General features: G+C 72.2%; 24 protein-coding genes. 12 read left to right on the plus strand and 12 right to left on the minus strand.

Translation table 11 applies throughout. The features are described 5' to 3' along the window. The first annotated feature begins 35 nt into the window (after nucleotides 1–35). The 4 genes from H8838_RS12420 to H8838_RS12435 are packed head-to-tail and all read left to right on the plus strand — an operon-like array spanning nucleotide 36 to nucleotide 2,103. Complete coding sequence (locus tag H8838_RS12420) at nucleotides 36–473, plus strand: phage holin family protein (RefSeq protein WP_185995866.1); 438 nt, start codon at nucleotides 36–38, stop codon at nucleotides 471–473. After that, nucleotides 466–702 (plus strand): DUF3618 domain-containing protein, encoded by a 237-nt coding sequence (locus H8838_RS12425; protein ID WP_185995865.1) that lies wholly within the window; start codon nucleotides 466–468, stop codon nucleotides 700–702. The genes H8838_RS12420 and H8838_RS12425 overlap by 8 nt, the downstream gene beginning before the upstream one ends. Before the next feature lie 2 nt (nucleotides 703–704). Beyond that, nucleotides 705–1,739 (plus strand): YihY/virulence factor BrkB family protein, encoded by a 1,035-nt coding sequence (locus H8838_RS12430; protein ID WP_185995864.1) that lies wholly within the window; start codon nucleotides 705–707, stop codon nucleotides 1,737–1,739. A 22-nt stretch (nucleotides 1,740–1,761) separates the two neighbouring features. Then, nucleotides 1,762–2,103 (plus strand): YtxH domain-containing protein, encoded by a 342-nt coding sequence (locus H8838_RS12435; protein WP_181312755.1) that lies wholly within the window; start codon nucleotides 1,762–1,764, stop codon nucleotides 2,101–2,103. Between the two features lie 43 nt (nucleotides 2,104–2,146). Here H8838_RS12435 and H8838_RS12440 read toward each other — a convergent pair whose 3' ends face one another. From H8838_RS12440 to H8838_RS12460, 5 genes are all read right to left on the minus strand, one after another. Next, nucleotides 2,147–3,409: a deoxyguanosinetriphosphate triphosphohydrolase gene (locus tag H8838_RS12440; protein WP_185995863.1), complete on the minus strand. Its 1,263-nt coding sequence runs from the start codon at nucleotides 3,407–3,409 to the stop codon at nucleotides 2,147–2,149. A gap of 67 nt (nucleotides 3,410–3,476) precedes the next feature. After that, nucleotides 3,477–4,400, minus strand: a complete 924-nt coding sequence (locus tag H8838_RS12445) for a hypothetical protein (protein ID WP_181312757.1) — start codon at nucleotides 4,398–4,400, stop codon at nucleotides 3,477–3,479. A gap of 217 nt (nucleotides 4,401–4,617) precedes the next feature. Beyond that, complete coding sequence (dusB, locus tag H8838_RS12450; RefSeq protein ID WP_185995862.1) at nucleotides 4,618–5,766, minus strand: tRNA dihydrouridine synthase DusB; 1,149 nt, start codon at nucleotides 5,764–5,766, stop codon at nucleotides 4,618–4,620. A 35-nt stretch (nucleotides 5,767–5,801) separates the two neighbouring features. Next, on the minus strand, nucleotides 5,802–7,199 hold the full coding sequence (locus tag H8838_RS12455; protein ID WP_181312759.1) for a glycine--tRNA ligase: 1,398 nt from the start codon (nucleotides 7,197–7,199) through the stop codon (nucleotides 5,802–5,804). Nucleotides 7,200–7,248: 49 nt separating this feature from the next. Next, complete coding sequence (locus H8838_RS12460; protein ID WP_181312902.1) at nucleotides 7,249–7,566, minus strand: antibiotic biosynthesis monooxygenase family protein; 318 nt, start codon at nucleotides 7,564–7,566, stop codon at nucleotides 7,249–7,251. A 90-nt stretch (nucleotides 7,567–7,656) separates the two neighbouring features. Between H8838_RS12460 and H8838_RS12465 the strand changes: the two genes are divergently transcribed. From H8838_RS12465 to H8838_RS12485, 5 genes are read left to right on the plus strand one after another with little or no spacing between them, the layout of a single operon-like run. Then, nucleotides 7,657–8,607, plus strand: a complete 951-nt coding sequence (locus tag H8838_RS12465) for a metal ABC transporter substrate-binding protein (RefSeq protein ID WP_185995861.1) — start codon at nucleotides 7,657–7,659, stop codon at nucleotides 8,605–8,607. Next, complete coding sequence (locus tag H8838_RS12470) at nucleotides 8,601–9,425, plus strand: metal ABC transporter ATP-binding protein (protein WP_185995860.1); 825 nt, start codon at nucleotides 8,601–8,603, stop codon at nucleotides 9,423–9,425. The genes H8838_RS12465 and H8838_RS12470 overlap by 7 nt, the downstream gene beginning before the upstream one ends. Continuing rightward, nucleotides 9,422–10,441 carry a metal ABC transporter permease gene (locus H8838_RS12475; protein WP_185995859.1) on the plus strand — a complete coding sequence of 340 codons (1,020 nt, stop codon included), beginning with the start codon at nucleotides 9,422–9,424 and terminating at the stop codon, nucleotides 10,439–10,441. The genes H8838_RS12470 and H8838_RS12475 overlap by 4 nt, the downstream gene beginning before the upstream one ends. Continuing rightward, nucleotides 10,428–10,874 (plus strand): Fur family transcriptional regulator, encoded by a 447-nt coding sequence (locus H8838_RS12480; protein ID WP_185995858.1) that lies wholly within the window; start codon nucleotides 10,428–10,430, stop codon nucleotides 10,872–10,874. The genes H8838_RS12475 and H8838_RS12480 overlap by 14 nt, the downstream gene beginning before the upstream one ends. A gap of 9 nt (nucleotides 10,875–10,883) precedes the next feature. After that, entirely contained in the window at nucleotides 10,884–11,660 is a 777-nt protein-coding gene (locus tag H8838_RS12485) for an isoprenyl transferase (RefSeq protein ID WP_185995857.1), read from the plus strand. A 39-nt stretch (nucleotides 11,661–11,699) separates the two neighbouring features. Here H8838_RS12485 and recO read toward each other — a convergent pair whose 3' ends face one another. Together recO and H8838_RS12495 are read right to left on the minus strand one after the other, a co-directional pair. Continuing rightward, the gene (gene recO, locus H8838_RS12490; protein WP_185995856.1) at nucleotides 11,700–12,428 is read right to left on the minus strand and encodes a DNA repair protein RecO; all 729 of its coding nucleotides are present in this window, start codon (nucleotides 12,426–12,428) and stop codon (nucleotides 11,700–11,702) included. 51 nt (nucleotides 12,429–12,479) lie between these two features. After that, complete coding sequence (locus H8838_RS12495; RefSeq protein WP_185995855.1) at nucleotides 12,480–13,337, minus strand: alpha/beta fold hydrolase; 858 nt, start codon at nucleotides 13,335–13,337, stop codon at nucleotides 12,480–12,482. Nucleotides 13,338–13,415: 78 nt separating this feature from the next. Here H8838_RS12495 and H8838_RS12500 point away from each other — a divergent pair, with 78 nt between their 5' ends. Further along, nucleotides 13,416–16,199: a sensor histidine kinase gene (locus tag H8838_RS12500; RefSeq protein WP_181312767.1), complete on the plus strand. Its 2,784-nt coding sequence runs from the start codon at nucleotides 13,416–13,418 to the stop codon at nucleotides 16,197–16,199. 9 nt (nucleotides 16,200–16,208) lie between these two features. On the opposite strand, the gene leuA is transcribed toward H8838_RS12500, so the two are convergent. After that, nucleotides 16,209–17,981, minus strand: coding sequence for a 2-isopropylmalate synthase (leuA, locus tag H8838_RS12505; protein WP_185995854.1), 1,773 nt, complete (start codon nucleotides 17,979–17,981; stop codon nucleotides 16,209–16,211). Between the two features lie 182 nt (nucleotides 17,982–18,163). Between leuA and H8838_RS12510 the strand changes: the two genes are divergently transcribed. After that, entirely contained in the window at nucleotides 18,164–18,655 is a 492-nt protein-coding gene (locus H8838_RS12510) for an NAD(P)H-dependent oxidoreductase (RefSeq protein ID WP_185995853.1), read from the plus strand. Beyond that, complete coding sequence (locus H8838_RS12515; protein ID WP_185995852.1) at nucleotides 18,652–19,509, plus strand: septum formation family protein; 858 nt, start codon at nucleotides 18,652–18,654, stop codon at nucleotides 19,507–19,509. The genes H8838_RS12510 and H8838_RS12515 overlap by 4 nt, the downstream gene beginning before the upstream one ends. A 60-nt stretch (nucleotides 19,510–19,569) precedes the next feature. On the opposite strand, the gene era is transcribed toward H8838_RS12515, so the two are convergent. From era to H8838_RS12535, 4 genes are read right to left on the minus strand one after another with little or no spacing between them, the layout of a single operon-like run. Next, on the minus strand, nucleotides 19,570–20,499 hold the full coding sequence (gene era / locus H8838_RS12520) for a GTPase Era (RefSeq protein WP_181312771.1): 930 nt from the start codon (nucleotides 20,497–20,499) through the stop codon (nucleotides 19,570–19,572). Continuing rightward, a complete protein-coding gene (locus H8838_RS12525; protein WP_185995851.1) occupies nucleotides 20,496–21,269 on the minus strand; it encodes a siderophore-interacting protein in 774 nt (257 codons plus the stop codon). The genes era and H8838_RS12525 overlap by 4 nt, the downstream gene beginning before the upstream one ends. A 13-nt stretch (nucleotides 21,270–21,282) precedes the next feature. Then, the gene (locus H8838_RS12530) at nucleotides 21,283–22,563 is read right to left on the minus strand and encodes an SAM-dependent methyltransferase (RefSeq protein WP_185995850.1); all 1,281 of its coding nucleotides are present in this window, start codon (nucleotides 22,561–22,563) and stop codon (nucleotides 21,283–21,285) included. Then, nucleotides 22,560–23,930: an FAD-binding oxidoreductase gene (locus H8838_RS12535; protein WP_224766107.1), complete on the minus strand. Its 1,371-nt coding sequence runs from the start codon at nucleotides 23,928–23,930 to the stop codon at nucleotides 22,560–22,562. Before H8838_RS12535 ends, H8838_RS12530 begins: the two co-directional genes overlap by 4 nt. Nucleotides 23,931–23,937: the final 7 nt, after the last annotated feature.

Genomic DNA, 23,937 nt, shown 5'->3' on the forward strand with positions numbered 1-23,937 from the left:
GTTTGGCCCTCCGGAGGCTGGGGCACGGGGGCGTCATGACCGACCCGCACACCCCCCTGACGCCCGGCGCGGTCACGCCCGGGCAGGCACCAGAGCCCACGGTCGGCGCACTCGTGCACGATCTCACCCAGCAGGTCCCGGACCTCATCCGCTCCGAGCTGCGGCTGGCCCAGGCCGAGATGACCGCCAAGGGCAAGCAGGCGGGGCTCGGACTCGGCATGTTCAGCGCAGCCGGGCTGCTCGCCTTCTTCGGCCTGGCGGCGCTGATCACCACCGCCATCGCCGCCCTCGCGCTCGTCCTGCCGACCTGGGCCGCGGCCCTGATCGTCGCGGCCGTGCTCTTCGTGCTGGCCGGTGTCATCGGCCTGCTCGGCAAGAAGCGGGTGGACCAGGCGACGCCGGCCAAGCCCGAACGGGCCCTGGGCGGCATCAAGGAGGACATCGACACCGTCAAGGGAGGACACCGTGGCTGACCAGGACCCCGGCAAGGACGGCAGCGCGGCGACCCCCGCGGACATCGAGGCCGACATCGAGCGCAAGCGGCAGGAGCTCGCGCACACGCTGGACGCCCTCGGCACCAAGCTGGACGTGAAGCGCCAGGTCTCCGAGCGGGTGGACCGGGTGGAGCCGCGGCAGCTCGCCGTGGCCGGTGCGGTCGTGGTGGTGCTGGTGGCGCTCGTCGTGTGGCGGCGACGCCGGTGAGCATGAAGAAGCTGGACGGGCGCTCCCTGAAGTACGTCCTCAAGCGGTCGGTCCGGGAGTTCTCGAAGGACCAGTGCACCGACCAGGCGGCTGCCCTGACCTACTACGCCGTGCTGTCGATCTTCCCCGCGGCGATCGCGCTGACCGCGCTGCTCGGCCTCGTCGGGCAGGACCCGGACCAGACGGTGGACACGCTGCTGGACATCCTCGCCCCGCTGGTCTCCAACAGCATGCTCGGCGACATCGAGCCGACCCTGCGCGACCTGGCTGCCGCGCCGGGTGCGGGCGTGGCCCTGATCACCGGTCTGGCGGGCGCCCTGTGGACGGCGTCCGGCTACGTGGGCGCCTTCTCCCGGGCGATGAACCGGATCTACGAGATCGAGGAGGGGCGCCCGTTCTGGAAGCTCCGCCCGCAGATGCTGCTGCTCACCGCGACCTGCCTGGTGCTGATGGCCGCGCTCATCCTGATGCTGGTGATCTCCGGCCCTGTCGCCCAGTCGGTCGGGGACGTGATCGGCCTCGGCGACACCGCGGTGACCGCCTGGAACATCGCCAAGTGGCCGGTGATGGCGCTGGTGGTGATGCTGTTGATCGCACTCATCTACTACTTCACGCCCAACGTCAAGCAGCCCAAGATGCGCTGGCTCTCCCCCGGCGCCGTGGTCGCCGTGGTGGCCGGCGTCATCGCCTCCGTCGGCTTCACCTTCTACGTCGCCAACTTCTCCAGCTACAACAAGACCTACGGGTCCCTGGCGGGCGTGATCGTCGCCCTGCTGTTCCTGTGGATCATGAACCTCGCGCTGCTCCTCGGCGCCGAGATCGACTCCGAGCTCGAGCGCGGTCGCGAGCTCGAGGAGGGCGTGCCCGCCGAGATCGAGCTGCAGCTGCCGTTGCGCGACTCGCGCAACGTCGAGAAGGCGGCCGACAAGGAGCGCAAGCAGATCGACGAGGGGCGGGCGATCAGGCTCGCCTCCGGCGAGAACCCTCACGAAGACCCCTACACCGAGCCCGAAGCCGCCAGTCGCACGTCGGACTGACACAACGAAAGGGAAGACATTGATGAAGAAGAGCATGTTGCTGCTCGCCGCCGGAGCCGGGTACGTCCTGGGCGCGAAGGCAGGACGCGAGCGCTACGACCAGATCGCCAGCGGGTTCGACTCGTTCCGCAAGAACCCGAAGGTGCAGGCAGGCGCCCAGCAGGCGGCCGACCTGGCCAAGGAGAAGGCCCCCACGGTCGCGGACAAGGTGGGCACGGCCGCCTCGGCTGCGGCCGGCAAGGTCCGCCCCGGGGGTGGCAAGGACCAGAGCAGCGGCACGGACCACAGCAGCGCTCAGGACCAGCTGAACCCCGACAGCATCGCCCTCCAGGACGACCCGTACCCCAAGGGCAACCTGCCGTGAGGCCGCTGGCCTCCTGCTGGGCCAGCACGGCCTGACGGGGGGCCTAACCCCTGACGGCTGCGTGTCGGGTCACGGCACTGGCGTCGGTCAACGACGCCACCTGGTCGATCACCACGCGCAGCCGACCGCTCTCGTCGACCGCCTCTTCCCAGTCTTGTGCGAAGGGGCGGTCGAGTGCGTCCGGACCACGGAGCAGCAGCCCTTCCACCAGCTCGGCCATCAGCTCACGCTGCCGGGACATCAGCGCGACCCGGTCGTCGGCGCTCATCACGTAGTGCGCGGCGATCCCCTTGAGCACCGCGATCTCCAGCTGGGTGTGCTCCGGCACGACGAGGTCCGCCCGGTAGCGCACGAAGGGCCCCTCGCCTGCGGCGAAGGTGGCCTCCTGGACGCTGCCGCAGAAGCGGCCGATCAGGTCGCTGGTCAGGTTCTTCAGCGCCGCGAGTGCGCGACGACTGTGGTCGTAGCGCTCCGTGGGCCAGCTCTCCACCGTCTGCAACCCGGTGAGGACGTCGTCCAGCAGGTCGTCGTCGGCGTCCGGCCGGTACCAGTCGCGCACCGTCTGCCACAGGCCCGCACGGTCCAGCCGGGTCAGGTCGACCCGGTCGGCGACCACCCCGTCCTCCACGTCGTGCACCGAGTAGGCGACGTCGTCGGCCAGGTCCATCACCTGGGCCTCCAGGCACTGGGCGGTACCGCGAGCTCCCCGACGCATCCAGTCGAAGACCGGCTCGTCATCGGGGTAGACGCCGAACTTCAGCACCGTGCGCACCGTGCCGTCGCTGTGCACCCCCGCGGGGGGCAGGGCGGCCCCCCGGGTCCAGGGGTACTTCGTGCAGGCGTCGAGCGTGGCCCGGGTGAGGTTGAGGCCGACGCTGCGCCCCTGCCCGTCGAAGGTCTTGGCCTCCAACCGGGTGAGCAGGCGCAGGGTCTGGGCGTTGCCCTCGAACCCGCCACAGGCCTCGCTGAGGTCAGCCAGCACCCGCTCGCCGTTGTGGCCGAACGGCGGGTGCCCGAGGTCGTGGGCGAGGGCCGCCGTCTCGGTGAGGTCGGGATGGCAGCCCAGCGCTCGGGCCAGGTCACGGGCGACCTGCGCCACCTCGAGGCTGTGGGTCAGGCGGTTGCGGACGAAGTCGTCGGCCTGGGGACCCATCACCTGGGTCTTGGCCGCGAGCCGCCGCGTGGCCGCCGCGTGCACCACGCGGGCCCGGTCTCGCTCGAAGGCGCGACGCACCGGGGCGTCGACCCGCTTGGGGGGCTCGGGGACGAGGCGTTCGCGATCGGCGTCGTCGTACAGGTGGTCCATCGGGTCGCACGCTACCCGTCGCTGCCGACACCGGGACCCGTGCGGGTCCCGGTGTCCGCGGCAGCACTCAGTAGACCGTCACGTGCACGTGGTCGTAGTGGTTGGCGGTGGCCGACCCACGGTCCGACATGCCGCGCCATCCCTCGCCCGCGCGGTCGACCGACCAGATCTTCTGGGAGTAGATCAGGTACTCGATGCCGAGGTCGGCGTAGTTGGCCCGCAGGTACTCCGCGACCTCCCAGCCGCGGGAGCCGCTGACCATCACGTCGACCGCGCGACCCTGGCCGTGCTCGCCGTCGCTGCGGAACGTGCCGTAGGAGGTGATCTCCGGGAACCGGGCACAGACCGCGCGGTGCACGGCGGTGATGTCCGGGTCGACGCCGGCCGGGACCGAGGTGCCGTTGGTGCAGCTCCCGGCGATGCCGGTCAGCGGCTTCTCCTCGTCGAGGTAGCCGCTGGTCACCCAGCGAGCCTTGCCGCCCATCACGATCTCTGTGCGGCCCTGCGCCTCGCGGCCGGTCACCAGCACCTTGGTGGCAGCGTCGACGACGCCGACCTTCTGCGCGGACCCGTCGGCCGACGTCCAGAGGTTGAGCGCCTCGGTGGTCCAGAGCCGGGTGTCGGCCTGCCGGACGGCGACGTCGGCGGCCCGGGCCGCCGCGGCGGCGTTCTGCTGCTGCTTGCGGGCGGCCTTCTTCGCAGCCTTCCGCTCGGCCTGCTTCTCCGCCTTGCGGTCGGCCTTGCGGTCGGCCTTGCGGGCCTCGTCGGCCGCACGGGACGAGCTCCGGCTCACGGGGGCGGAGCGCTCGCCGATGCTGCTGGCCAGGGCCGTGCCGGCCAACAGGTCCCGGGAGGGGGGCTGGTCCTGGGACACGACGCCGAGAGCGACCGCGGAGACGGTGGTGAGGAAGGCGACCGGAGCGGCCACGAGGGCGGCTCTGGCCAGGGGGGTGCGGGCGTCGGTGACCCGCTTGTGGCGATGCTGTGCCACAGCGCTGATCCTTAGCTGTTGCTGACAAGATACGTCCGGCGCAGGTCGTGCCCCGGACGTGGTCGTTGAGTCAAGCACAATGCCGTCAGGAACTAGACATTTCAATCGCCCATTCTGGGGTGTCACCCCTCACCCCTCCGTTATCCGGACAAGGGCCCCGCACGACCGGGCAGTAGGTGACGACCGCACCCTCCTGCGACTGCTGTGACGGCCGGCGTCAGCCCCCGGTGGCCTCGTCGGCGTCCTCGCGCCACCGTGCGCCCCGTCCGTCGGTGTCGTCGAGCCACCCCTCCGGCAGGGCCACACGCTTGCGCGGCGAGCCCTGGCGACCCCGGGGCGCGCCCAGCTCGGAGACCGGGAACCGCTCGTCGGGGTCCAGCTCGGCGAGCAGCCGGTCGAGGTCGGCCAGCGAGTCGACCAGCGCCAGCGAGTGGCGCAGCGGCCCGCCGGCCCGGAACCCCTTGAGGTACCAGCTCACGTGCTTGCGGAACTCCTTGCAGCCGCGCTCCTCCCCCATGTGCCGGCAGAGCAGCTCGGCGTGCCGGCGCATCACCGCGCGGACCTCGCCCAGCGTGGGCAGGACGGTCTCGGTGGGGGTGGAGGAGAACGCCGCGGCCAGGTCGCGGAAGAGCCAGGGCCGGCCCAGGCACCCGCGTCCGACGACGACGCCGGCGGCTCCGGTCTCGCGGACCATCCGGACGGCGTCCCCGGCCTCCCAGATGTCCCCGTTGCCCAGGACCGGGATGTCGATGTGCTCCACGAGCCGGGCGATCGAGTCCCAGTCGGCCTCGCCGGAGTAGGCCTGCTCGACCGTGCGGCCGTGCAGCGCGATCGCGGCCACCCCGGTCTCCTGGGCGATCCTGCCGGCGTCCAGGTAGGTCAGGTGGTCCTCGTCGAGGCCCTTGCGGGTCTTCATCGTCACCGGGACGCCGTACGGCGCCGTGGCCGTCACTGCCGCCTCGAGGATCTCCCCCAGCAGGCCGCGCTTCCACGGCAGCGCCCCGCCGCCGCCCTTGCGGGTCACCTTGGGCACCGGGCAGCCGAAGTTGAGGTCGACGTGCGCGACCCCGTAGTCGGCGCAGAGGATCTCGGCGGCCTTGCCCACGTAGACGGGGTCGGTGCCGTAGAGCTGCACCGAGCGGACCGTCTCGAGCTCGTCGAAGACGAGCATCTTCCGGGTCGTCTCGTCACCCTCGACCAGCCCGCGGGAGGTGATCATCTCGCAGACGTAGAGACCAGCCCCCTGCTCGGCGCACAGGCGCCTGTAGGCCGCGTTGGTGATGCCGGCCATCGGGGCGAGCACGACCGGGGTCTCGATCCGCAGGTCCCCCAGGACCAGCTCGGTGGGCAGTGCGGAGCCGACCACGCGGCCCTCCTTCCTCGCCGGCGCAGGCGCCGCGCTCAGCAGCCGAGCAGCCGCTCGGCGAAGTAGCGGCTGATCCCGTCCAGGCTGATCCGCTCCTGGCTCATCGAGTCCCGCTCGCGCACGGTGACCGCGCCGTCCTCGAGGGTGTCGAAGTCGACGGTCACGCAGTACGGCGTCCCGATCTCGTCCTGGCGGCGGTAGCGGCGACCGATCGCGCCGGAGTCGTCGAACTCGACGTTCCAGTTCTCCCGCAGCTCGGCCGCGAGGCCCTTGGCCTTCGGGCTCAGGTCGGCGTTGCGGCTCAGCGGCAGCACCGCGACCTTGACCGGGGCCAGGCGGGGGTCGAGCCGCAGCACGGTCCGCTTGTCGACGCCGCCCTTGGTGTTGGGCGCCTCGTCCTCGGCGTACGCGTCGACCAGGAAGGTCATCAGGCTGCGCGAGAGCCCGGCTGCCGGCTCGATCACGTAGGGCACGTAGCGCTCGTTGGCGGCCTGGTCGAAGTAGCTCAGGTCCTGGCCGGAGTGCTGGGAGTGGGTGGAGAGGTCGAAGTCGGTGCGGTTGGCGACGCCCTCGAGCTCGCCCCACTCCGAGCCGGCGAAACGGAACCGGTACTCGATGTCGACGGTCCGCTTGGAGTAGTGGCTCAGCTTCTCCTTCGGGTGCTCGAAGTGGCGCAGGTTGTCCGGGTTGATCCCCAGGTCGGTGTACCAGCGGGTGCGCTCGTCGATCCAGTACTGGTGCCACTCCTCGTCCTCACCCGGCTTGACGAAGAACTCCATCTCCATCTGCTCGAACTCACGGGTGCGGAAGATGAAGTTGCCCGGCGTGATCTCGTTGCGGAAGCTCTTGCCGATCTGGGCGATGCCGAACGGGGGCTTCATCCGGCTCGAGGTCACCACGTTGGCGAAGTTGAGGAAGATCCCCTGGGCGGTCTCGGGCCGCAGGTAGTGCATGCCGGACTCGTCCTCGGTGACACCGAGGTGGGTCTTGAGCATGCCGGAGAACTGGCGCGGCTCGGTCCAGGCGCCGCGGGTGCCGCAGTTGGCGCAGGCGACGTCGCGCAGGTCGACCTGGTCGGGGTCGTCGAGGCCCTTCTTCTCCGCGTACGCCTCCTGGAGGTGGTCGGCGCGGTAGCGCTTGTGGCACGACTGGCACTCGGTCAGCGGGTCGTTGAAGGTGTCGACGTGGCCGGACGCCTCCCAGGTCTGGCGCGGCAGGATGATGCTGGAGTCGAGACCCACCACGTCCTGACGACGCTGCACCACCGCGCGCCACCACTGGCGCTTGATGTTCTCCTTCAGCTCGACACCGAGCGGGCCGTAGTCCCAGGCCGACCGGGTACCGCCGTAGATCTCCCCGCAGGGGTAGACGAAGCCGCGCCGCTTGGCGAGCGAGACGACGTTGTCGACGGGCGAGGGGGGCGGCTTGGCCACGGTGAGAGCTCCTGTTGCGCACGGCCGGCTGGCTGCCGACCTCGAAGGATCAGGGTAACGAGCGGCTACGTGCCTCGTTGAGGGCGGCTCCCGGCAGCACCGGCTCGTAGGCGCTGGGCTCGTCGATCGCCCGGCTCAGGATCGGCACCGCGGTGAGCTTGACCTCGTAGGAGGAGAGCGCACGCCGGTAGGAGCCCACGTCGCGCCACTCGGTGTGCAGAACCCACAGCTCGGGGTCGTCGAGGTTGCGCCCGATGGCGCCACGGACGTGACCGGGGCGGGCCGCGAGCGTCTCCAGCGCCACCTGGAGGTCGGCGCGGAACTGCTCGCCGGCCGACGCGGGCACCCGGAACCTGTTGATCACCATCACCCCGTCAGCCTAGGCGCGCAGGCGCGGCACGGTCGGCCGGCGACCCTCGTGTTGAAGACGGAGGCCCCGGATGTGAGAATCGTTCTCATGAAGACCTCCCCCTGGCTCGCTCTCCTCGTCCCGCTCGTCCTGGTCGCCCCGGGCTGTGGCGCACTGTCGGACGAGAGCGGCTCGGACGGCGACCGGGTGCAGGTGGCCGCGGGCTTCTACCCCCTGGCCTGGGTGGCCGAGCAGGTCGCGGGAGACCGCGCGGACGTGGTCAACCTGACCAAGCCGGGCCAGGAGGCGCACGAGGCCGGTCTCTCCATCGAGAAGACCGCCGACCTCGCCTCGGCCGACCTGGCGCTGACCCACCAGGCCCTGCAGCCCGAGGTGTTCGATGCCGCCGAGACCAACACCCAGGGGAAGGTCCTCGACGTCGAGGACGTCGTCGACCTGGCCCCCGCCGGCACGGGGCACGACCACGACGAGCACGACGACCACGGGGACGAGGGGCACGAGGACGACGGCCACGACCACGGGGACGAGGACCCGCACTTCTGGCTCGACCCGCTGCTGATGGCGGATCTCGGGGACGCGGTCGCCGAGGAGCTCTCCGAGATCGACCCCGAGGGCGCCGAGCAGTACGCCGACTCCGCCGAGGCACTGCGCGGGCGCCTGGAGGAGCTGGACCAGGAGTACACCGCCGGTCTGGCCGGGTGCGAGCGCGACGTCGTCGTGGTCAGCCACGACGCCTTCGGCTACCTGGGCAGGTACGGCCTGGAGTTCGAGCCGATCGCCGGGCTCTCGCCTGACGCCGAGCCGACGGCCGCCGACCTCCAGCACCTGCAGGAGCTGATCCGCGACGAGGGCCTGACCACCGTGTTCAGCGAGACGCTCGGGTCGTCGGCCCCGGCGCGCTCCCTGGCGAAGGACACCGGCCTGCGGACCGACACCCTCGACCCGATCGAGGGCCTCTCCGGCTCCGGCTCCCAGGCGGACTACCTCTCCCTGATGCGCGACAACCTCGACGCGCTGCGCAAGGCCGACGGATGCTGAGCGCGCCGTCGTCCTCCGCCGGCGCACAGCCTCCGGTCGCCCTGGACAACGTCTCGGTCTCGATCGACGGCCGTCCCGTGGTGCGCTGCGCAGACCTCATGGTGCGCACCGGGGAGTTCGTCGCGCTGATGGGGGCCAACGGGTCGGGCAAGTCGACCCTGGTCCGGGCGATGACCGGGCTGCGGCCACTCGCCGCCGGCACCGCGTCCCTCTTCGGCACCCCCCTGCCGTCCTTCCGCGACTGGCAGCGGGTCGGCTTCGTCCCGCAGCGCGCCGGGGCGGGCTCGGGGGTGCCGGCCTCGGTCTGGGAGGTCGTCGCCTCCGGACGCCTCACCCGCCGGCGCCTGTTCCGGCCGCTCAGCCGCGAGGACCGCCGGATGATCGAGGACGCCCTGGAGGTCGTGGGGCTGCGGGAGCTCGCCCGCTCGGGGATCAGCAACCTCTCCGGCGGGCAGCAGCAGCGCGCGTTGATCGCCCGCGCCCTGGCCGGCGAGCCGGACCTGTTCCTGCTCGACGAGCCGACCGCGGGCGTCGACCTGCCGCACCAGGAGGCGCTGGCCGACGCGCTGGGGACCCTGGCCGGTCGGGGCGCCACGATCGTCCTGGTCGCCCACGAGCTCGGCCCCATGCGCCCACTGGTGGACCGCGCGGTGGTGATGCGCAGCGGGCGCATCGTCTACGACGGCGCGCCGCTCGACGACCACGAGGTGCACTCCCCTCATCTCGGTGAGGCGCACACCCACCACCACGTCGAGCCCCAGCAGGACCACGTGCCCTTCGTGGCCTCGCCCCTGGACACGCCGGAGGGCGACCGATGAACGACCTCGTCTCGCTGTTCTCGCTGCCGTTCATGCAGCGCGCCCTGCTCGCGGCGATCTTCACCGGGCTCGCCGTCCCGGCCGTCGGCACCTACCTGGTGCAGCGCCGGATGGCGCTGATGGGCGACGGCCTGGGCCACGTCGCGGTCACGGGGGTCGCGATCGGCCTGGTCACCGGGTTCGCCCCCACCTGGACGGCGGTGATCGCCGCCGTCCTCGGTGCCATCGCGATCGAGGTGATCCGCGAGCGTGGCCACACCAACGGCGACGTCGCCCTCGCACTGCTCTTCTACGGCGGCCTGGCCGGCGGCATCTTCGTCGCCGGGGTGGGTGGGGAGAGCACCGCCAAGCTGCAGCAGTACCTGTTCGGCTCGCTGCTCAGCGTCTCGGCCGAGGACGTGCTCTTCACCCTCGCCTTCGCCGTGGTCCTGACCTTCCTCTGCCTCGGCCTCGCACCCCAGCTGTTCGCGGTCTCCCAGGACCAGGAGTTCGCCCGGGTCGCGGGCCTGCCGGTGCGGACCTACAACCTGCTGGTCGCGGTGCTGGCGGCGGTCTCGGTCACCGTCGCGATGCGGACGGTGGGGCTCCTCCTGGTCTCCGCACTGATGGTGGTGCCGGTGGCCACCGCCCAGCAGCTGGCCCGCTCGTTCCGTGCCACCCTGATGCTGGCCATGGGGCTGGGCCTGGCCGCCTCCTTCGGCGGCCTGGTGCTCGCGGCTGCCGCCTCCTACCGCGCCGACGTGGCGCCCGGGGCGTCCATCGTCCTGCTGAGCCTGCTGCTGTTCGTGCTCACCTGGCCGGTTGGGGCGCTGCTACGCCGACGGCAGCGGCTCCGGGTCCCCTTCGCCGACGAGGCCCCCTCAGCCGAGGAGACGGCCCACCTGCGACCGGAGGACCATCCGCACCAGCACGGAGAGGGCTGCGGGCACCGGGGGGTCGAGCACGGGAACCACGTCGACTACCTGCACGACGGACACCGGCACGCGCCGCACGGGGCCCACTATGACGAACACTGACCGCACCCGGCCCGAGCCCGCGCTGCGGCCCACCCGCCAGCGGACGGCCGTGACCGAGGCGCTCTCCACCTTCTCCGACTTCCGTTCGGCCCAGCAGCTGCACGAGCTGCTCACCCGGCGCGGCGAGCGGGTGGGCCTGGCGACCGTCTACCGCACCCTGGCCGCCCTCGCGGAGGTCGGCGCGGTCGACGTGCTGCGCAACGAGGACGGGGAGTCGCTCTACCGGCTCTGCTCGACCACGCACCACCACCACCTGGTCTGCCGCGTCTGCGGGGCCACGGTGGAGGTCGAGGGCCCGGCGGTGGAGCGGTGGACCCAGAGCATCGCGCGCGAGCACGGCTACGCCGACATCAGCCACGACCTCGAGATCTTCGGGACGTGTCCGTCCTGCCGCGCTCCGGGTGCGCCCGACCGCGCGGACACGCACGACTAGGCTCCCGCTGTGCGTACCGGTGCGAAGCGAGAGGTCCGACCCCCCACGCCCCACCCCTCGGGTGCCCGCCCTCCGGCCGTGCCCGCGGACCTGGTGCCGCGGCACGTGGCGATCGTGATGGACGGGAACGGGCGCTGGGCCAAGGAGCGGGGGCTCCCCCGCACCCGCGGTCACGAGCAGGGTGAGACGTCCCTGTTCGACGTCGTCGAGGGCGCGATCGAGATCGGCGTGAAGGCGATCTCCGCCTACGCGTTCTCCACCGAGAACTGGTCGCGCTCCCCCGAGGAGGTGCGCTTCCTCATGGGGTTCAACCGCGACGTGATCCGCCGGCGCCGCGACGAGATGCACGAGCTGGGGGTCCGGGTCCGCTGGGCCGGGCGGGCGCCCCGGCTGTGGAAGTCGGTGATCCGGGAGCTGCAGGTCGCCGAGGAGCTGACCCGGGACAACGACGTGCTGACCCTGACGATGTGCGTCAACTACGGCGGGCGCGCCGAGATCGCCGACGCGGTGCGCTCGATCGCCCACGAGGTCGCCGCCGGCAGGATCAAGCCCGACCGCATCGACGAGAAGACGATCGCCCGCCACCTGTACGTGCCGGAGTGGTCCGAGGCCGACCTGGTCTGGCGCACCTCCGGCGAGCAGCGGCTCTCCAACTACATGACCTGGCAGTCTGCCTACAGCGAGTTCGTCTTCTCCGACGTCCTGTGGCCCGATGTGGACCGCACCCACCTGTGGGCGGCGATCGAGGAGTACGCCCACCGGGACCGGCGCTACGGGTCCGCCTGAGCCTGCGGCCGAGCCCGACCGGGCTCGCCCGCAGCCGGGTCAGCGCTCGAGGTGCTCCAGGGAGCGCAGGCCCCGCTCGACGTGCCAGGCCAGGTACGCCGCGACCAGGCCGCTGGCCTCCCGGAGGTGGCGCGGCTCCGCGCCGTGCACCACCGGCCACTCGCCGGCCAGCAGCGCGCCGAGCACCTGCAGGGTCTCCAGCGCCGGGGTGGCCGACCCCGGGAGCCGGCACACCGTGCAGAGCACGCCGCCGGCCGCCGGGTTGAAGAACCGGTGCGGCCCCTCGGTGCCGCAGCGCACGCAGTGGTCGAACGAGGGTGCGTAACCGGCCACCGCCAACGAGCGCAGCAGGTAGGAGTCGAGCACCTGGCCCGGACCGTGCTCGCCGCTCACCATCGCCCGCAGACCCCCGACCAGCAGCAGGAACTGCTGGAGGGCGGGCTCCTTCTCCTCCACCACCAGCCGCTCGGCCGTCTCGAGCATCACCGTGCCCGCGGTGTAGCGGTCGTAGTCCAGGCCGATGCCGGAGTGGAACGGGGTGAGCGTCTCGGCCTGGGTGATCGTGTCGAGCGAACGACCCTCGGCCAGCTGGAGGTCGACGTGGGTGAACGGCTCCAGCCGCGAGCCCCAGCGCGAGGTGGTGCGTCGTACGCCCTTGGCCACCGCGCGGACCCGGCCGTGGTGCCGGGTGAGCAGGGTGATGATCCGGTCCGCCTCACCCAGCTTGTGGGTGCGCAGGACGACGGCCTCGTCGCGGTAGAGGGGCACTCCCCCATTGTGCCTGCTGGTGCCTGCTGATGCCTCCTGGCGCCCGCTCGGTCAGGTCGAGCTGCGCCGCTGCCGCTTCCGGGTGCTGCGCGCGTCCCAGCAGTCCAGGGCGAACGAGATCGCCGCCCCGTCCAGGCGGGCCGGGTCCAGTCGCCACTCCAGGGGCCCGCGCGACCGCACGACCGTGGCCTGGGGCAGCTCGGCGGCGAGCATCTCCACGTCGGCCCACGGGTGCGCAGGATCGGCCCGGTGGCCGACCAGGAGCACCGGGACCCCGATCCCGCGGCGCTCGCCCGCGTTCGGCGCCATCCGCCCGAACAGCACGCCGTGCACCATCGCAGCGAGCGCCCCGGGACGCTGGTTGCACGTGTCGAGGGCGACCCCCACCCAGAACGGCATCACGCCGCGGGGCACGGCGCGGACCAGCCTGCGCACCCCGGAGAAGGCCAGCGGCGCCACCCGGGCGCCCAGCATCAGCGGCGCCATCCGCAGCAGCCCGGCCGCGAAGCCGTTGTCCAGCACCGGGGACTCCAGGAGGAGGCCGCGCACCCGGTCCGGCGACCGCACCGCGGTCTCCAGCGCGACGTTGGCGCCCAGCGAGACCCCGACGAGCAGCGCCTGCTCGGCGCCGACCTCGTCGAGCAGCGCCTCCACCTGCTCGGCGTACGCGGTCACCGAGTAGGCCAGCGGGTCGCTCGGCCGGTCGGACCGGCCGTGCCCCAGCAGGTCCAGGGCGAGCACGTGGAATCCCTCGCTCGCCAGCCTGCGCGCGAGCGGCTGGTGCATCCGCCTGGTCATCAGCTCGGCGTGCAGCAGCACGGCCCAGCGCTCGCCTCCGCCGTACTCGGTGAACTCCAGCCGGTCGCCCGAGGACAGGAAGAGCTGACCGATGCGTTCCGAGACCAACATGTCAGGCAATCTAGCCACCAGCGTGCCGAGTGGACCGAATGACCACCAAGCCGCTCGCGGACTGGAACACTGTGCGCCATGTCCACTCGGGTGAGGGAACTGGAGCGGCGCGGGTCCGCGCTGGGAGTCGGGGCACTCGTCTTCCTCGCCGGGGTCCTCACACTCGCCGTCACCGCCGTCTCGGCCTGGTCCCTGTCACCCTGGTGGCCGCCGGTAGGCATCGCCTGCACGCTGCTGACCGTCACCCCCCGGCGCTGGTGGTGGTGGGTGGTGCCGACGGTGGTCGCCGCGAACACCGGAGCCAACGTGCTCTTCGACCGCCCCGTGCCCTTCGCGGTCACGCTGAGCGTCGTGGTCGCGCTGGAGGCGGTGATCTTCGCGTGCGTGATCCGCCTGCGCCGCGGCGGGCTGGCGGTCCTCGGCACCCAGGTCGACTTCCTGCGCCTGATCGCGGCTGCGGCCCTGTCCGCCGGGATCGGCGGGGCGGTCGCCGGGGTGGCACTGCCCCTGGTGGGCGGCCCCGACAGCGGACGGGCCTACCTGCTCGCGATCGCCCCCTCGCACGCGGCGGCGGTGCTGGTCCTGGCCCCGGTCCTGCTGAGCCTGCGCCGGCCGCTGGTCCCCGTCCGGATGGGCGAGCTGGTCCTCCAGACCTGTGCCCTGACCTTCACCACCCTGCTGGTCTTCGGGGTCAGCGACGTGCTTGCCATGGCCTTCGTGCCCATCCCCTTCCTGGTCTGGGCCGCCTTCAAGTTCGGCCTGCGCGTCGTCGCCGTGCAGATCGCGGTGATCGCGACCATCGTCTCCGGGGCCACCTCGCAGGGTCTCGGACCCTTCGCGGTGAACACCGGGGCCGACGCGATCGGCCCCTGGGAGGCGACCTCCCTGGTCCAGACCTTCCTCATGTGCATCGTGCTGATCTGTGTCCCGCTCGCCATCAACGTCGAGCAGACGATGCGCCTCAACGACCAGCTGCGAGCCACCGGCGACCTGTTCCGGCGCAACTTCTCCGAGTCCCTGGTCGCGATGCTCGTGCTGCGCGCCGGACACGACGACTTCGAGGTCTTCGACGCCAACCAGCAGACGACCACCCTCCTGGGCCTGGACCGCGAGCAGGTGGTGGGACAACCGCTCTCCACGCTCCTGGAGACCACCACCCCCCTCTCGGGGATCCTGGACCAGATGGTGGCCGGGACGCTGGACGGATGGCGCGGCGAGGGCCGGATGGCCCACCGTCCCGAGCGCCAGATCGCCCTGAGCGTGGCCCCCCTCTCGGGCTCGGGCGGGGAACCGATGTTCAGCGCCCAGCTGCTCGACCTCACCGACGAGCGCGTCGCCCGGGCCGACCTCGACGCCGAGCGCCGGCTCAGCGACATCACCCTGGCGACCACCGCGTGCCTGATCCTGGTCTGCGACCTGCGCGGCACGGTGCTGCGGGCAAACCCCGCGCTCGCCTCCCTCGTCGGCGCCTGCACCGAGGAGCTGGTCGGACGGCCCGTCTGGGAGGTGGCAGTGCCCGAGGAGCACCGCGACCTGGCGCAGCGGATGTTCGCCGAGCACGATCCGGACCCGATCCCGTCCGCGGTGGAGAGCACCCTGCTCGACGCCGAGGGGCACGAGCGCCGGATCGCCTGGACCAGCGGGGTGGTCAGCGACCCCGAGGGCCAGGCGACGTACCTGGTGATGACCGGGCTGGACGTGACCGCCGAGCGCAACGCCGCCGGGCTCACCCAGCACTTGCTCGCGGCGGCCCTGGACACCGCGCTGATCGGCATCGACCCCGTCGGCCGGATCACCCTGTTCAACTCGGGCGCGGAGAAGCTGCTCTCCGCGCCCGCCTTCGCGACGGTCGGCACGCCGTTCGTCGACCTGCTGGTGCCCGACGAGCTCGCCACCTGGGCCGCCGAACGGGACAGCGCCCCCACCTTCCCCACCGTGCTGGAGCACCTGCTCGACCAGCAGGCCCAGGACTGGACCTGGCGACGCTCCGACGGGAGCCGGACGCTGGTGTCGATGTCGCTGACCCGGGTGACCGACGACAACGACCTGCTCATCGGCTACCTGTGCCTGGGCAACGACGTGACCGAGGCGCGCCACAACCAGGAGGTGCTCGCCACCGCCCTGGAGAAGGAGCGGACCGTGGTGGAGCGGCTACGCCACCTCGACGTCGCCAAGGACGAGTTCGTCTCCACCGTCAGCCACGAGCTGCGGACCCCGGTGGCCAGCATCGTCGGCTACACCGAGCTGCTCCAGGACGGCGACTTCGGCGAGATCGCCGAGGAGCAGGCACCGGTGGTCGACGCGATCAACCGCAACGGCCAGCGCCTGGTCAACCTGGTCGACAACCTGCTGGCGCTCAACGGGCTCGCCGCCGACCTGCCCGCGTGGGAGCGTGCGCGGATCGACCTGGTCGACCTCGTCCACGCGCTCGAGCACACCACGGTGGCGAGCGAGGCCGCCCGCCGTCTCCAGCTCTGCTTCCGCGTGCCCGAGCACCCGATCCTGGTCGAGGGCGACTGGTCGCAGCTCGAGCGGGCGCTGAGCAACCTGCTCAGCAACGCGATGAAGTTCACCGAGCCGCGTGGACAGGTCACCTGCGTGCTCACCTACGACGCAACGCTCGGCGAGGCGGTGGTCGAGGTCTCCGACACCGGCCTGGGCATCCCTCGCGACGAGCAGGAGAACCTGTTCAAGCGGTTCTGGCGCAGCTCGACCGCCCAGGCCCGGCACATCCAGGGCACCGGCCTGGGCCTGACGATCGTGCAGACCGTGGTGGCCTCGCACGGCGGGACGGTGACCCTGGAGTCCGAGCACCTCGCAGGCACCGTCGCCACCATCCGCCTCCCGGCCTCCCGGGAGTGAGGGACCGGCTCAGCGGGCCCGGTTCACCGCGCTGACGACCGCCTTGAGCGACGCCGAGACGATGTTCGGGTCCAGGCCGACGCCCCAGAGCACCTGGTCACCCACCGCGCACTCGACGTACGCCGCCGCGATCGCGTCGCCGCCCGCCGACAGGGCGTGCTCGTGGTAGTCCAGGACCCGCACGTCTCCCCGGTCCGCGAAGGCCGGGTCGCACGCCGCCTGACGCTCGGAGACCAGGGCGTTGAGCGCGTGGGTGAAGGCGTTGATCGGCCCGTTGCCCTCCGCGGTCAGCGTCACCGGCTCACCGTCGACGCGGACACTGACGGTGAGCTCGTCCTTCTGCCCCGCCGCCGAGGAGGTGTGCACCGAGTCGAGCGCCAGCGGCGACGTCCGGTCCAGGTACTCGCCGCGGAAGACCGACCAGATCTCCTCGGGGGTGACCTCGCCGCCCTCGGCGTCGGTCCGCTGCTGGATCACCCGGCTGAACTCGATCTGCGCGCGGCGCGGCAGGTCCAGGTTGTGCTCGGACTTCAGCAGGTAGGCCACGCCGCCCTTGCCGGACTGGCTGTTGACCCGGATGACCGCCTCGTAGCTGCGGCCGACGTCCTTGGGGTCGATCGGCAGGTACGGCGCCTCCCACGGCATCTGGTCCACCGGGACGCCCTGCTCCTCGGCGCGGCGCTCCAGGTCCTCCAGGCCCTTCTTGATCGCGTCCTGGTGCGATCCGGAGAACGCCGTGTAGACGAGGTCGCCGGCGTACGGGTGACGCGGGTGCACCGGCAGGTTGGTGCAGTACTCGACCGTGCGCCGCACCTCGTCGATGTCGGAGAGGTCGATCTGCGGGTCGATGCCCTGGCTGAACAGGTTCATCGCCAGGGTCACCAGGTCCACGTTGCCGGTCCGCTCGCCGTGGCCGAACAGGCAGCCCTCGACCCGGTCGGCACCGGCCATCAGGCCGAGCTCGGTCGCGGCCACGGCGGTGCCCCGGTCGTTGTGCGGGTGCAGGCTGATGGCGCTGTGCTCACGCCGGGTGAGCCCGCGGGAGAAGTACTCGATCTGGTCGGCGTAGGTGTTGGGCGTGGACATCTCCACGGTCGCCGGCAGGTTGAGGATGATCTCGCGGCCCGCCTCGGGCTGCCACACGTCGGAGACCGCCTCGCAGACCTGCAGCGCGAAGTCGGTGTCGGACTGGGTGAAGATCTCGGGGCTGTACTGGTAGCCGAACGCGCCGGTGCCGACCAGGTCGCCGAGCAGCTCCTCGGCGTACTTGACCACCAGCTCGGTGCCACGGGTGGCGATCGACAGGCACTCGTCCGGCGTGACCCCGAAGACGACGCGCTGGAAGAGCGGCGCCGTGGCGTTGTAGAGGTGGACCGTCGCCCGGTCGGCCCCGACCAGCGACTGCACGGTCCGCTCGATCAGGTCCTCACGCGCCTGGGTCAGCACCGAGATCTGCACGTCGTCGGGGATGCGGTCGCCCTCGATGAGCTGGCGGACGAAGTCGAAGTCGGTCTGGCTGGCGCTGGGGAAGCCGACCTCGATCTCCTTGTAGCCCAGCGAGACCAGCAGGTCGAACATCGCCATCTTGCGGGCCGGGGTCATCGGGTCGATCAGCGCCTGGTTGCCGTCACGCAGGTCGGTGGAGAGCCACCGGGGCGCGTGGGTGATGCGGCGGGCGGGCCACGTCCGGTCCGGCACGTCGACCGGGACGAAGGGCCGGTAGCGGTCGAACGGCATCGGCGACTGCTGCTGGTTGTTGTGCATGTTGCTCAGGTCGGTCATGGTCTATCTCCTTGCGAGGCTCGGGCGTCCGGCACGCAGCACGCTCCCCGCAACGAGGTGGCCGGTGATCAGGCCTCGTTGCGGCAGCGAAGGAGGAGTCGACTCATCATGACCCCCGCAGTCTAGACCATGGCCCTCCCGTCCAGGTGCCGCGTCTCACAGGCCCGACCTAGGCTGGAGAGGTGCCCCGCCTCCTGGTCGTCCACCACCTCCCCACCGACTCCGTCCGCGCCCTCGGCGACGCGGTGGTGCAGGGGACCCGGGACGACGCCCTGGACGGCACGGTCGACGTCGTGGTGCGGCCCGCCCTCGAGGCGACGGCTGCCGACGTGCTGACCGCCGACGGCTACCTCCTCGGCACCCCCGCCAACTTCGGCTACATGAGCGGGGCGCTCAAGCACTTCTTCGACACCATCTTCCTGGAGGCCGGCGGCGCGCTCGACGCGGAAGGAGCGGCCGGCCCCAGCAGCAGCGGCCGACGACCGTTCGGCCTGTGGGTGCACGGCCGCTACGACACCACCGGCGCCACCCGGTCGGTGCTCTCGCTCGCGCAGGCGCTGCCCTGGCGACAGGCCGCGCCGGTGCTCGAGGTCGTGGGAGACGTGGGCGAGCCCGAGCTGGCTGCCGGCCACGAGCTGGGCGCCACCCTGGCCGCCCTGGTGGGGCCGGGGTGAGAGGCGCGCTGCCGAGCCTGGCCTGCGCCGTCGCGCTGGCCCTGGTCGGCTGCACCTCCGGCGGCGGGGACTCCTCGCCCTCGGAGCCGTCGGAGTCCCGGTCGTCCTCGTCCTCCCCCTCAGCCGCACCGCCCGAGACCCCCTCGGCGGCACCGGCCCGGCCCCGGGCGGGGCGCTGCTACCGGCTGGACTCACGCGAGGCCCTGGCCTCCGCAGCGGAGGCTCCCCCGGTCTCCTGCCGCTCGGCGCACACGGCCGTGACCTACTCCACCGGGTTCCTGGAGCTGGACCCCGCCGATCCCGCCGGGGCGCTCGACAGCCCGCGGGTACGCCGGCAGGTCGCCCCCACCTGCCAGCGGCGGCTGGCACGGTTCCTCGGCGGCTCCCTGGAGCAGCGGCGGCTCTCGCTGCTGACCCGGGTGTGGTTCACCCCGTCACCCGCGCAGGTCGAGCAGGGAGCACGGTGGTTCCGGTGCGACGTGATCGCGGCGCAGTCGGACGACCGGCTGCTGGCCCTGCCCCGCCCGAACCGGCTGCGGGGAATCCTGCGGGCCCCCGGTCCGCGCAACGCCTTCGCCACCTGCGGGACCGCGCGGCCGGGGACCCCGGCCTTCCGCCGGGTGGCCTGCTCCCGCCGGCACAGCTGGCGGGCGGTGGCCAGCGTGAGCCTGGGCCAGGGCGCCTACCCGCCGCGGGCGCAGATCTTCCGTCGGATGGATCCCCGGTGCACCGCCGCCGCCAGGGCACGTGCCCGGAACAAGTTCAGCTTCACCTGGGCCGAGGAGCGCCCCACCCGGGCGCAGTGGAGCGCCGGGCGGCGCTACGGCCTGTGCTGGACCGCTGTCCAGCGCTGACCGGGGCGGCGCGGACGCAGGCGCCGATGGAGCAGCGCCGACCGGACCGGCGAGCTGGTGTCAGAAGCCGAGCTTGCGCAGCTGACGGGGGTCCCGCTGCCAGTCCTTGGCGATCTTGACGTGCAGGTCGAGGTAGACCGGGGTGCCGAGCAGAGCCTCGATCTGCAGCCGGGCGGCCTTGCCCACCTCGCGCAGGCGCGCCCCCTTGTGCCCGATCATGATCCCCTTCTGGGAGTCGCGCTCGACGTAGAGGTTGGCGTGGATGTCCAGGAGCGGCCGGTCCTCGGACCGGTCCTCGCGCAGGCCCATCTCCTCCACCGTCACCGCGATCGAGTGCGGCAGCTCGTCCCGCACGCCCTCCAGGGCGGCCTCCCGGATCAGCTCGGCCACCAGCACCTCCTCGGGGGCGTCGGTGAGGTCGCCGTCCGGGTAGAGCTGCGGCCCCTCGGGCAGCAGGCCCACCAGGAGGTCGGCCAGGAGGTCGACCTGGCTGCCCGCGACGGCGGAGACCGGCACGATCTCGGCCCACTCGGTGCCGGTCTCGGCCCCCAGGGTCTGGATGTCCAGCAGGTGCTGCCCGATCTGCTCCGGGGTGGCCAGGTCGGTCTTGGTCGCGATCGCCACCTTGATCGTCCGGCGGACCTTGCCGAGCTCCTTGACGATGAACCGGTCCCCGGGACCGATCTTCTCGTTGGCCGGGAAGCAGACGGCGACCACGTCGACCTCGGCCCACGTGGTCTTCACCAGGTCGTTGAGGCGCTCGCCGAGCAGCGTCCGCGGACGGTGCAGCCCGGGGGTGTCGACCAGGATCAGCTGGGCGTCGTCGCGGTGCACGATCCCCCGGACCACGGTCCGGGTGGTCTGCGGCTTGGAGGAGGTGATGACCACCTTGCTGCCGACGAGCGCGTTGGTCAGAGTCGACTTCCCGGCGTTGGGCCTGCCCACGAAGGAGACGAAACCGCTGCGGTGCGGCGTGCTGGTCTGGGTCATCGTTCCTCCCGGGCGGCGTCGTAGGCCGCCCAGATCTCGTCGTCGGGCTGGCCGGCAGCCTTGCCGGCCCGGTAGATCGGTCCCGGGTCCACGGCCCGGGGCTGGCGCACCGCGTTGGCCCGCCAGTAGCCCATCACGTCGTACGCCGAGCTGGGCAGGCGGCGCGCGCGCATCAGGTGCTTGCGGATCGCCCGCATCTGGGCGGACTCCCCCGCCATCCAGAAGTAGCCCTCGCCCTCAGGCCAGTCGATGCCCTCGACCATCTCCGCGAGCGCGGAGGCGCCCGCGGCCGGCGGAGCCGACCAGGTCACCTCGGGGCCGGCGGGAAGGTAGTCGGTCAGGTCGTCGGGGACCTCGGCCCAGACCCGCGTGGGCAGGTCGACCGTCTCGGCGATCCGGGCCATCGCCGGCAGAGCGGTCAGGTCGCCCACCAGGAGCAGCCACCCCGCCCCCTCGGGCAGGTCGAAGGAGCCCTTGGGCTCCGTGACGGTCACCGTGTCGCCGACGCAGTCGCCGCTGGCCCACTCGGTGACCAGCCCGGTCTCGTGCACCACGACGTCGAGGACCAGCTCACCGTCGGCCCACCGGCGGACGGTGTAGTACCTGCTCTGGAACTGACCGGGCACCACCAGGCCGACCCACTCGTCCGGGATGCCGGTGCTGGTGAAGCCGGCGAGCCCGGGCCCGCCGAGGACCAGCCGGACGAGGTGCTCGGAGAGGTGCTCACGGGAGAGCACCGTCGCGTCGTGCTGCTCAGCCCTGGTGCTCACGCCCCCAGGCTAGTCACCAGTGCGTCTCGAGCCCGAATCCCCCGCTCCCGTCCGGCTCGGTCCGGGTGAAGAGCACCTGGTGCAGCTCGATGTCGTTGAGCTCGAAGCCCAGCCGGGACCCTGCCAGGTAGATGCCCCAGACCTTCGCCGTGGCCAGGCCGGCCTCGGCCACGCAGGCGTCCCAGTGCTCGCGCAGGTTGCTGCCCCAGGCGGCGAGCGTCCGGGCGTAGTGGGGGCGCAGGTTCTCGGCGTGCTGCATCTCCAGCCCTGAGTCCTGCCCGGCGACGATGATCCGGCCCACGCCGGTGAGCTCCCCGTCCGGGAAGATGTAGCGGTCGATGAACGCCCCCGTCTCGGTACGCCGGTTGTGCGGCCGAGTGATGCAGTGGTTGAGCAGCCGGCCCCCGGGCCGGACCCGCTCCCGCAGGTGCTCGAAGTACGGCGCGTAGTTGCGTACTCCGACGTGCTCCAGCATCCCGATCGAGGCGACCGCGTCGAACCCGCTCTCCGTCACCTCGCGGTAGTCCTGGCACCTGACCTCGACCTGGTCCGAGAGCCCTGCCTGCGCCACCGCCTGCCGGGCCCACTCGGCCTGCCCCGGGGAGAGCGTGACCGCCAGCACCTGCTGGCCGTACTCCCGGGCGGCATGCATCGCCAGCCCGCCCCACCCGCACCCGACGTCCAGCATCCGCTCCCCCGGCTGCAGGTCCAGCTTGCGGGCCACCAGGTCGAACTTGGCGGCCTGCGCCTCCTCCAACGTGCTCCTCTCGTGCGGGAACACGGCGCAGGTGTAGGCCATCGACGGACCGAGCACCAGCTCGTAGAACCGGTTCGAGACGTCGTAGTGGTGCTCGATCACCCGCGCGTCGCGGCTCCGGCTGTGGCGGAGCCCCTCGACGGTGCGACGCCAGCGCGGCAGCCGCTCCTGCGGCGGGGGTCGGGGAGGGACCAGGTGCGCGACGCCCAGGGAGCGCAGCAGCGCCATCATCTCCGCTGGGCCGGGGGTGTGGAAGCGCACCTGCTTGAGCTCGCGCAGGGCCGGGTAGGGGTCGCCGGGATGGACGCCCTCGAGCTCGAGGTCGCCCGCGGCGTAGGCGCGGGCCAGGCCGAGGTCCCCGGGGGCGGTGAGCAGGTAGGAGAGACCGCGCTCGCTGGTCAGGCGCAGCCCGAGCGCGGCGTCGGGCGGACCGGCGGCGCTGCCGTCGTACGCGGTGAACCGGATCGGCAGGGCTCCGCGGACGAGGGACTCGAACGCCTCGGCGACGCTCAGCTGTCGGGTCGTGAGCAGGCTCATCGTCGATGCACCACCTTGTCGTAGAGGCTGGTCAGCCGGTCGTCGGGGTCGTAGCGGCGCTTGACCTCCGCGAGCTCCGGTCCGCCGTAGAGCCCGTCGAAGGTCTCGCGGTCGTAGAAGGCCTCCGAGTAGAGCGACTTGTGCCCGCCCAGCTCGCTCACCTTCGTCTCCACCGCCCGGTTGAGCGGGGAGTCCTCGGCTCCGGGTCCCACCGGGACGGTGCCCCAGAAGCCGACGTTGACGTAGGTCCTGCCCGGCTCGAGCGGGTACGTCGGCCACGCGCGCGAGGTGCGCAGCCGCAGCGGGCACAGCCACACCGGCCGCATCCCGACCTCCCGGTCGAACCAGGCCAGGAACTCCCCGAGCGCCTCGACGGGCACCTCGACGTCCTGGACGACGCGCTCACGCCGTGGCCGGCCGGCCCGGGCGTCGAGGCGATCGACCAGGCCCACCCGGCGGTCCAGGGCGACGAGCCGCTGGTAGACGTCCGAGCGCCGCCACCGGCGGGGCCACAGCCGGCGGACGACCGGATGCCCCAGGCCGAAGGCGCGCGAGCACCAGAACCAGTCGGTGTCCCAGCGCCACACGTAGTCGGCGGCGGTCAGCAGGTCGGTCTCCCGCTCCTGCACCGAGCGCCAGTAGACGCCCGTCCTGGTGTAGTCGGAGACCGGGCCGGGCTCCGCGCCGAACCGCGCCAGGGTCAGGCGCAGCTGCGTGGGGGTGAAGGCCACCCCGTCCATCCCGTCGACGCGCTCGCCCTCCCAGCGCCGGGTCGCGACCACCTCCTCGACCGCTGCCGCGAGGCTGCCGGCGTCCGGGAACTCGACGTGCCGCAGTGCCACGTGGGTGCCGATCGGCTCGAGCTCGATGCGCAGCCGGGTCGCGTAGCCCAGCGACCCGTAGGAGCTGGGGAAGGCGTCGAAGAGGTCGTCCCCCGGCCGGCAGGTGACCAGCGTCCCGCCGCCGGTGAGCACGTCCATCTCCAGCACCGACTCGTGCGGAAGCCCGGAGCGGAAGCTGGTCGACTCGATGCCGAGCCCGCTGACCGCCCCGCCCAGGGTGATGGTGCGCAGCTGGGGCACCACGAGCGGGATCAGACCGTGCGGCAGGGTGGCGGCGACCAGCCGTTCGTAGGTGCACATCCCCTGCACCTCGGCCCGCCGGGACTCGGGATCCACCGAGAGCACGCCGTCCAGGCCGCTCACGTCGAGCCCCGTGCCGACCTCGACGCGGGGTCGGAACAGGTTCGTGGTGGTCTTCGCCAGCCGCACGGGGGCGCCAGGCGGCAGAGCCGCGTACGACGCCTGCAGACGGGCGACGGCGGCCGCATGACGTCGGCCCTCCCGAGGAGCCACGACGAGGCTCACCCGGCCC

Origin of the sequence: Nocardioides campestrisoli (genome assembly GCF_013624435.2) — a bacterium.
Classification (GTDB): domain Bacteria; phylum Actinomycetota; class Actinomycetes; order Propionibacteriales; family Nocardioidaceae; genus Nocardioides; species Nocardioides campestrisoli.

Coding starts and splice junctions, on each gene's coding strand:
- H8838_RS12420 (WP_185995866.1), top strand. CDS start 36: ATGACCGACCCGCACACCCCCCTGACGCCCGGCGCGGTCACGCCCGGG.
- H8838_RS12430 (WP_185995864.1), top strand. CDS start 705: ATGAAGAAGCTGGACGGGCGCTCCCTGAAGTACGTCCTCAAGCGGTCG.
- H8838_RS12435 (WP_181312755.1), top strand. CDS start 1,762: ATGAAGAAGAGCATGTTGCTGCTCGCCGCCGGAGCCGGGTACGTCCTG.
- H8838_RS12440 (WP_185995863.1), bottom strand. CDS start 3,409: ATGGACCACCTGTACGACGACGCCGATCGCGAACGCCTCGTCCCCGAG.
- H8838_RS12460 (WP_181312902.1), bottom strand. CDS start 7,566: ATGGTGATCAACAGGTTCCGGGTGCCCGCGTCGGCCGGCGAGCAGTTC.
- H8838_RS12465 (WP_185995861.1), top strand. CDS start 7,657: ATGAAGACCTCCCCCTGGCTCGCTCTCCTCGTCCCGCTCGTCCTGGTC.
- H8838_RS12470 (WP_185995860.1), top strand. CDS start 8,601: ATGCTGAGCGCGCCGTCGTCCTCCGCCGGCGCACAGCCTCCGGTCGCC.
- H8838_RS12475 (WP_185995859.1), top strand. CDS start 9,422: ATGAACGACCTCGTCTCGCTGTTCTCGCTGCCGTTCATGCAGCGCGCC.
- H8838_RS12480 (WP_185995858.1), top strand. CDS start 10,428: ATGACGAACACTGACCGCACCCGGCCCGAGCCCGCGCTGCGGCCCACC.
- H8838_RS12495 (WP_185995855.1), bottom strand. CDS start 13,337: ATGTTGGTCTCGGAACGCATCGGTCAGCTCTTCCTGTCCTCGGGCGAC.
- H8838_RS12500 (WP_181312767.1), top strand. CDS start 13,416: ATGTCCACTCGGGTGAGGGAACTGGAGCGGCGCGGGTCCGCGCTGGGA.
- leuA (WP_185995854.1), bottom strand. CDS start 17,981: ATGACCGACCTGAGCAACATGCACAACAACCAGCAGCAGTCGCCGATG.
- era (WP_181312771.1), bottom strand. CDS start 20,499: ATGACCCAGACCAGCACGCCGCACCGCAGCGGTTTCGTCTCCTTCGTG.
- H8838_RS12530 (WP_185995850.1), bottom strand. CDS start 22,563: ATGAGCCTGCTCACGACCCGACAGCTGAGCGTCGCCGAGGCGTTCGAG.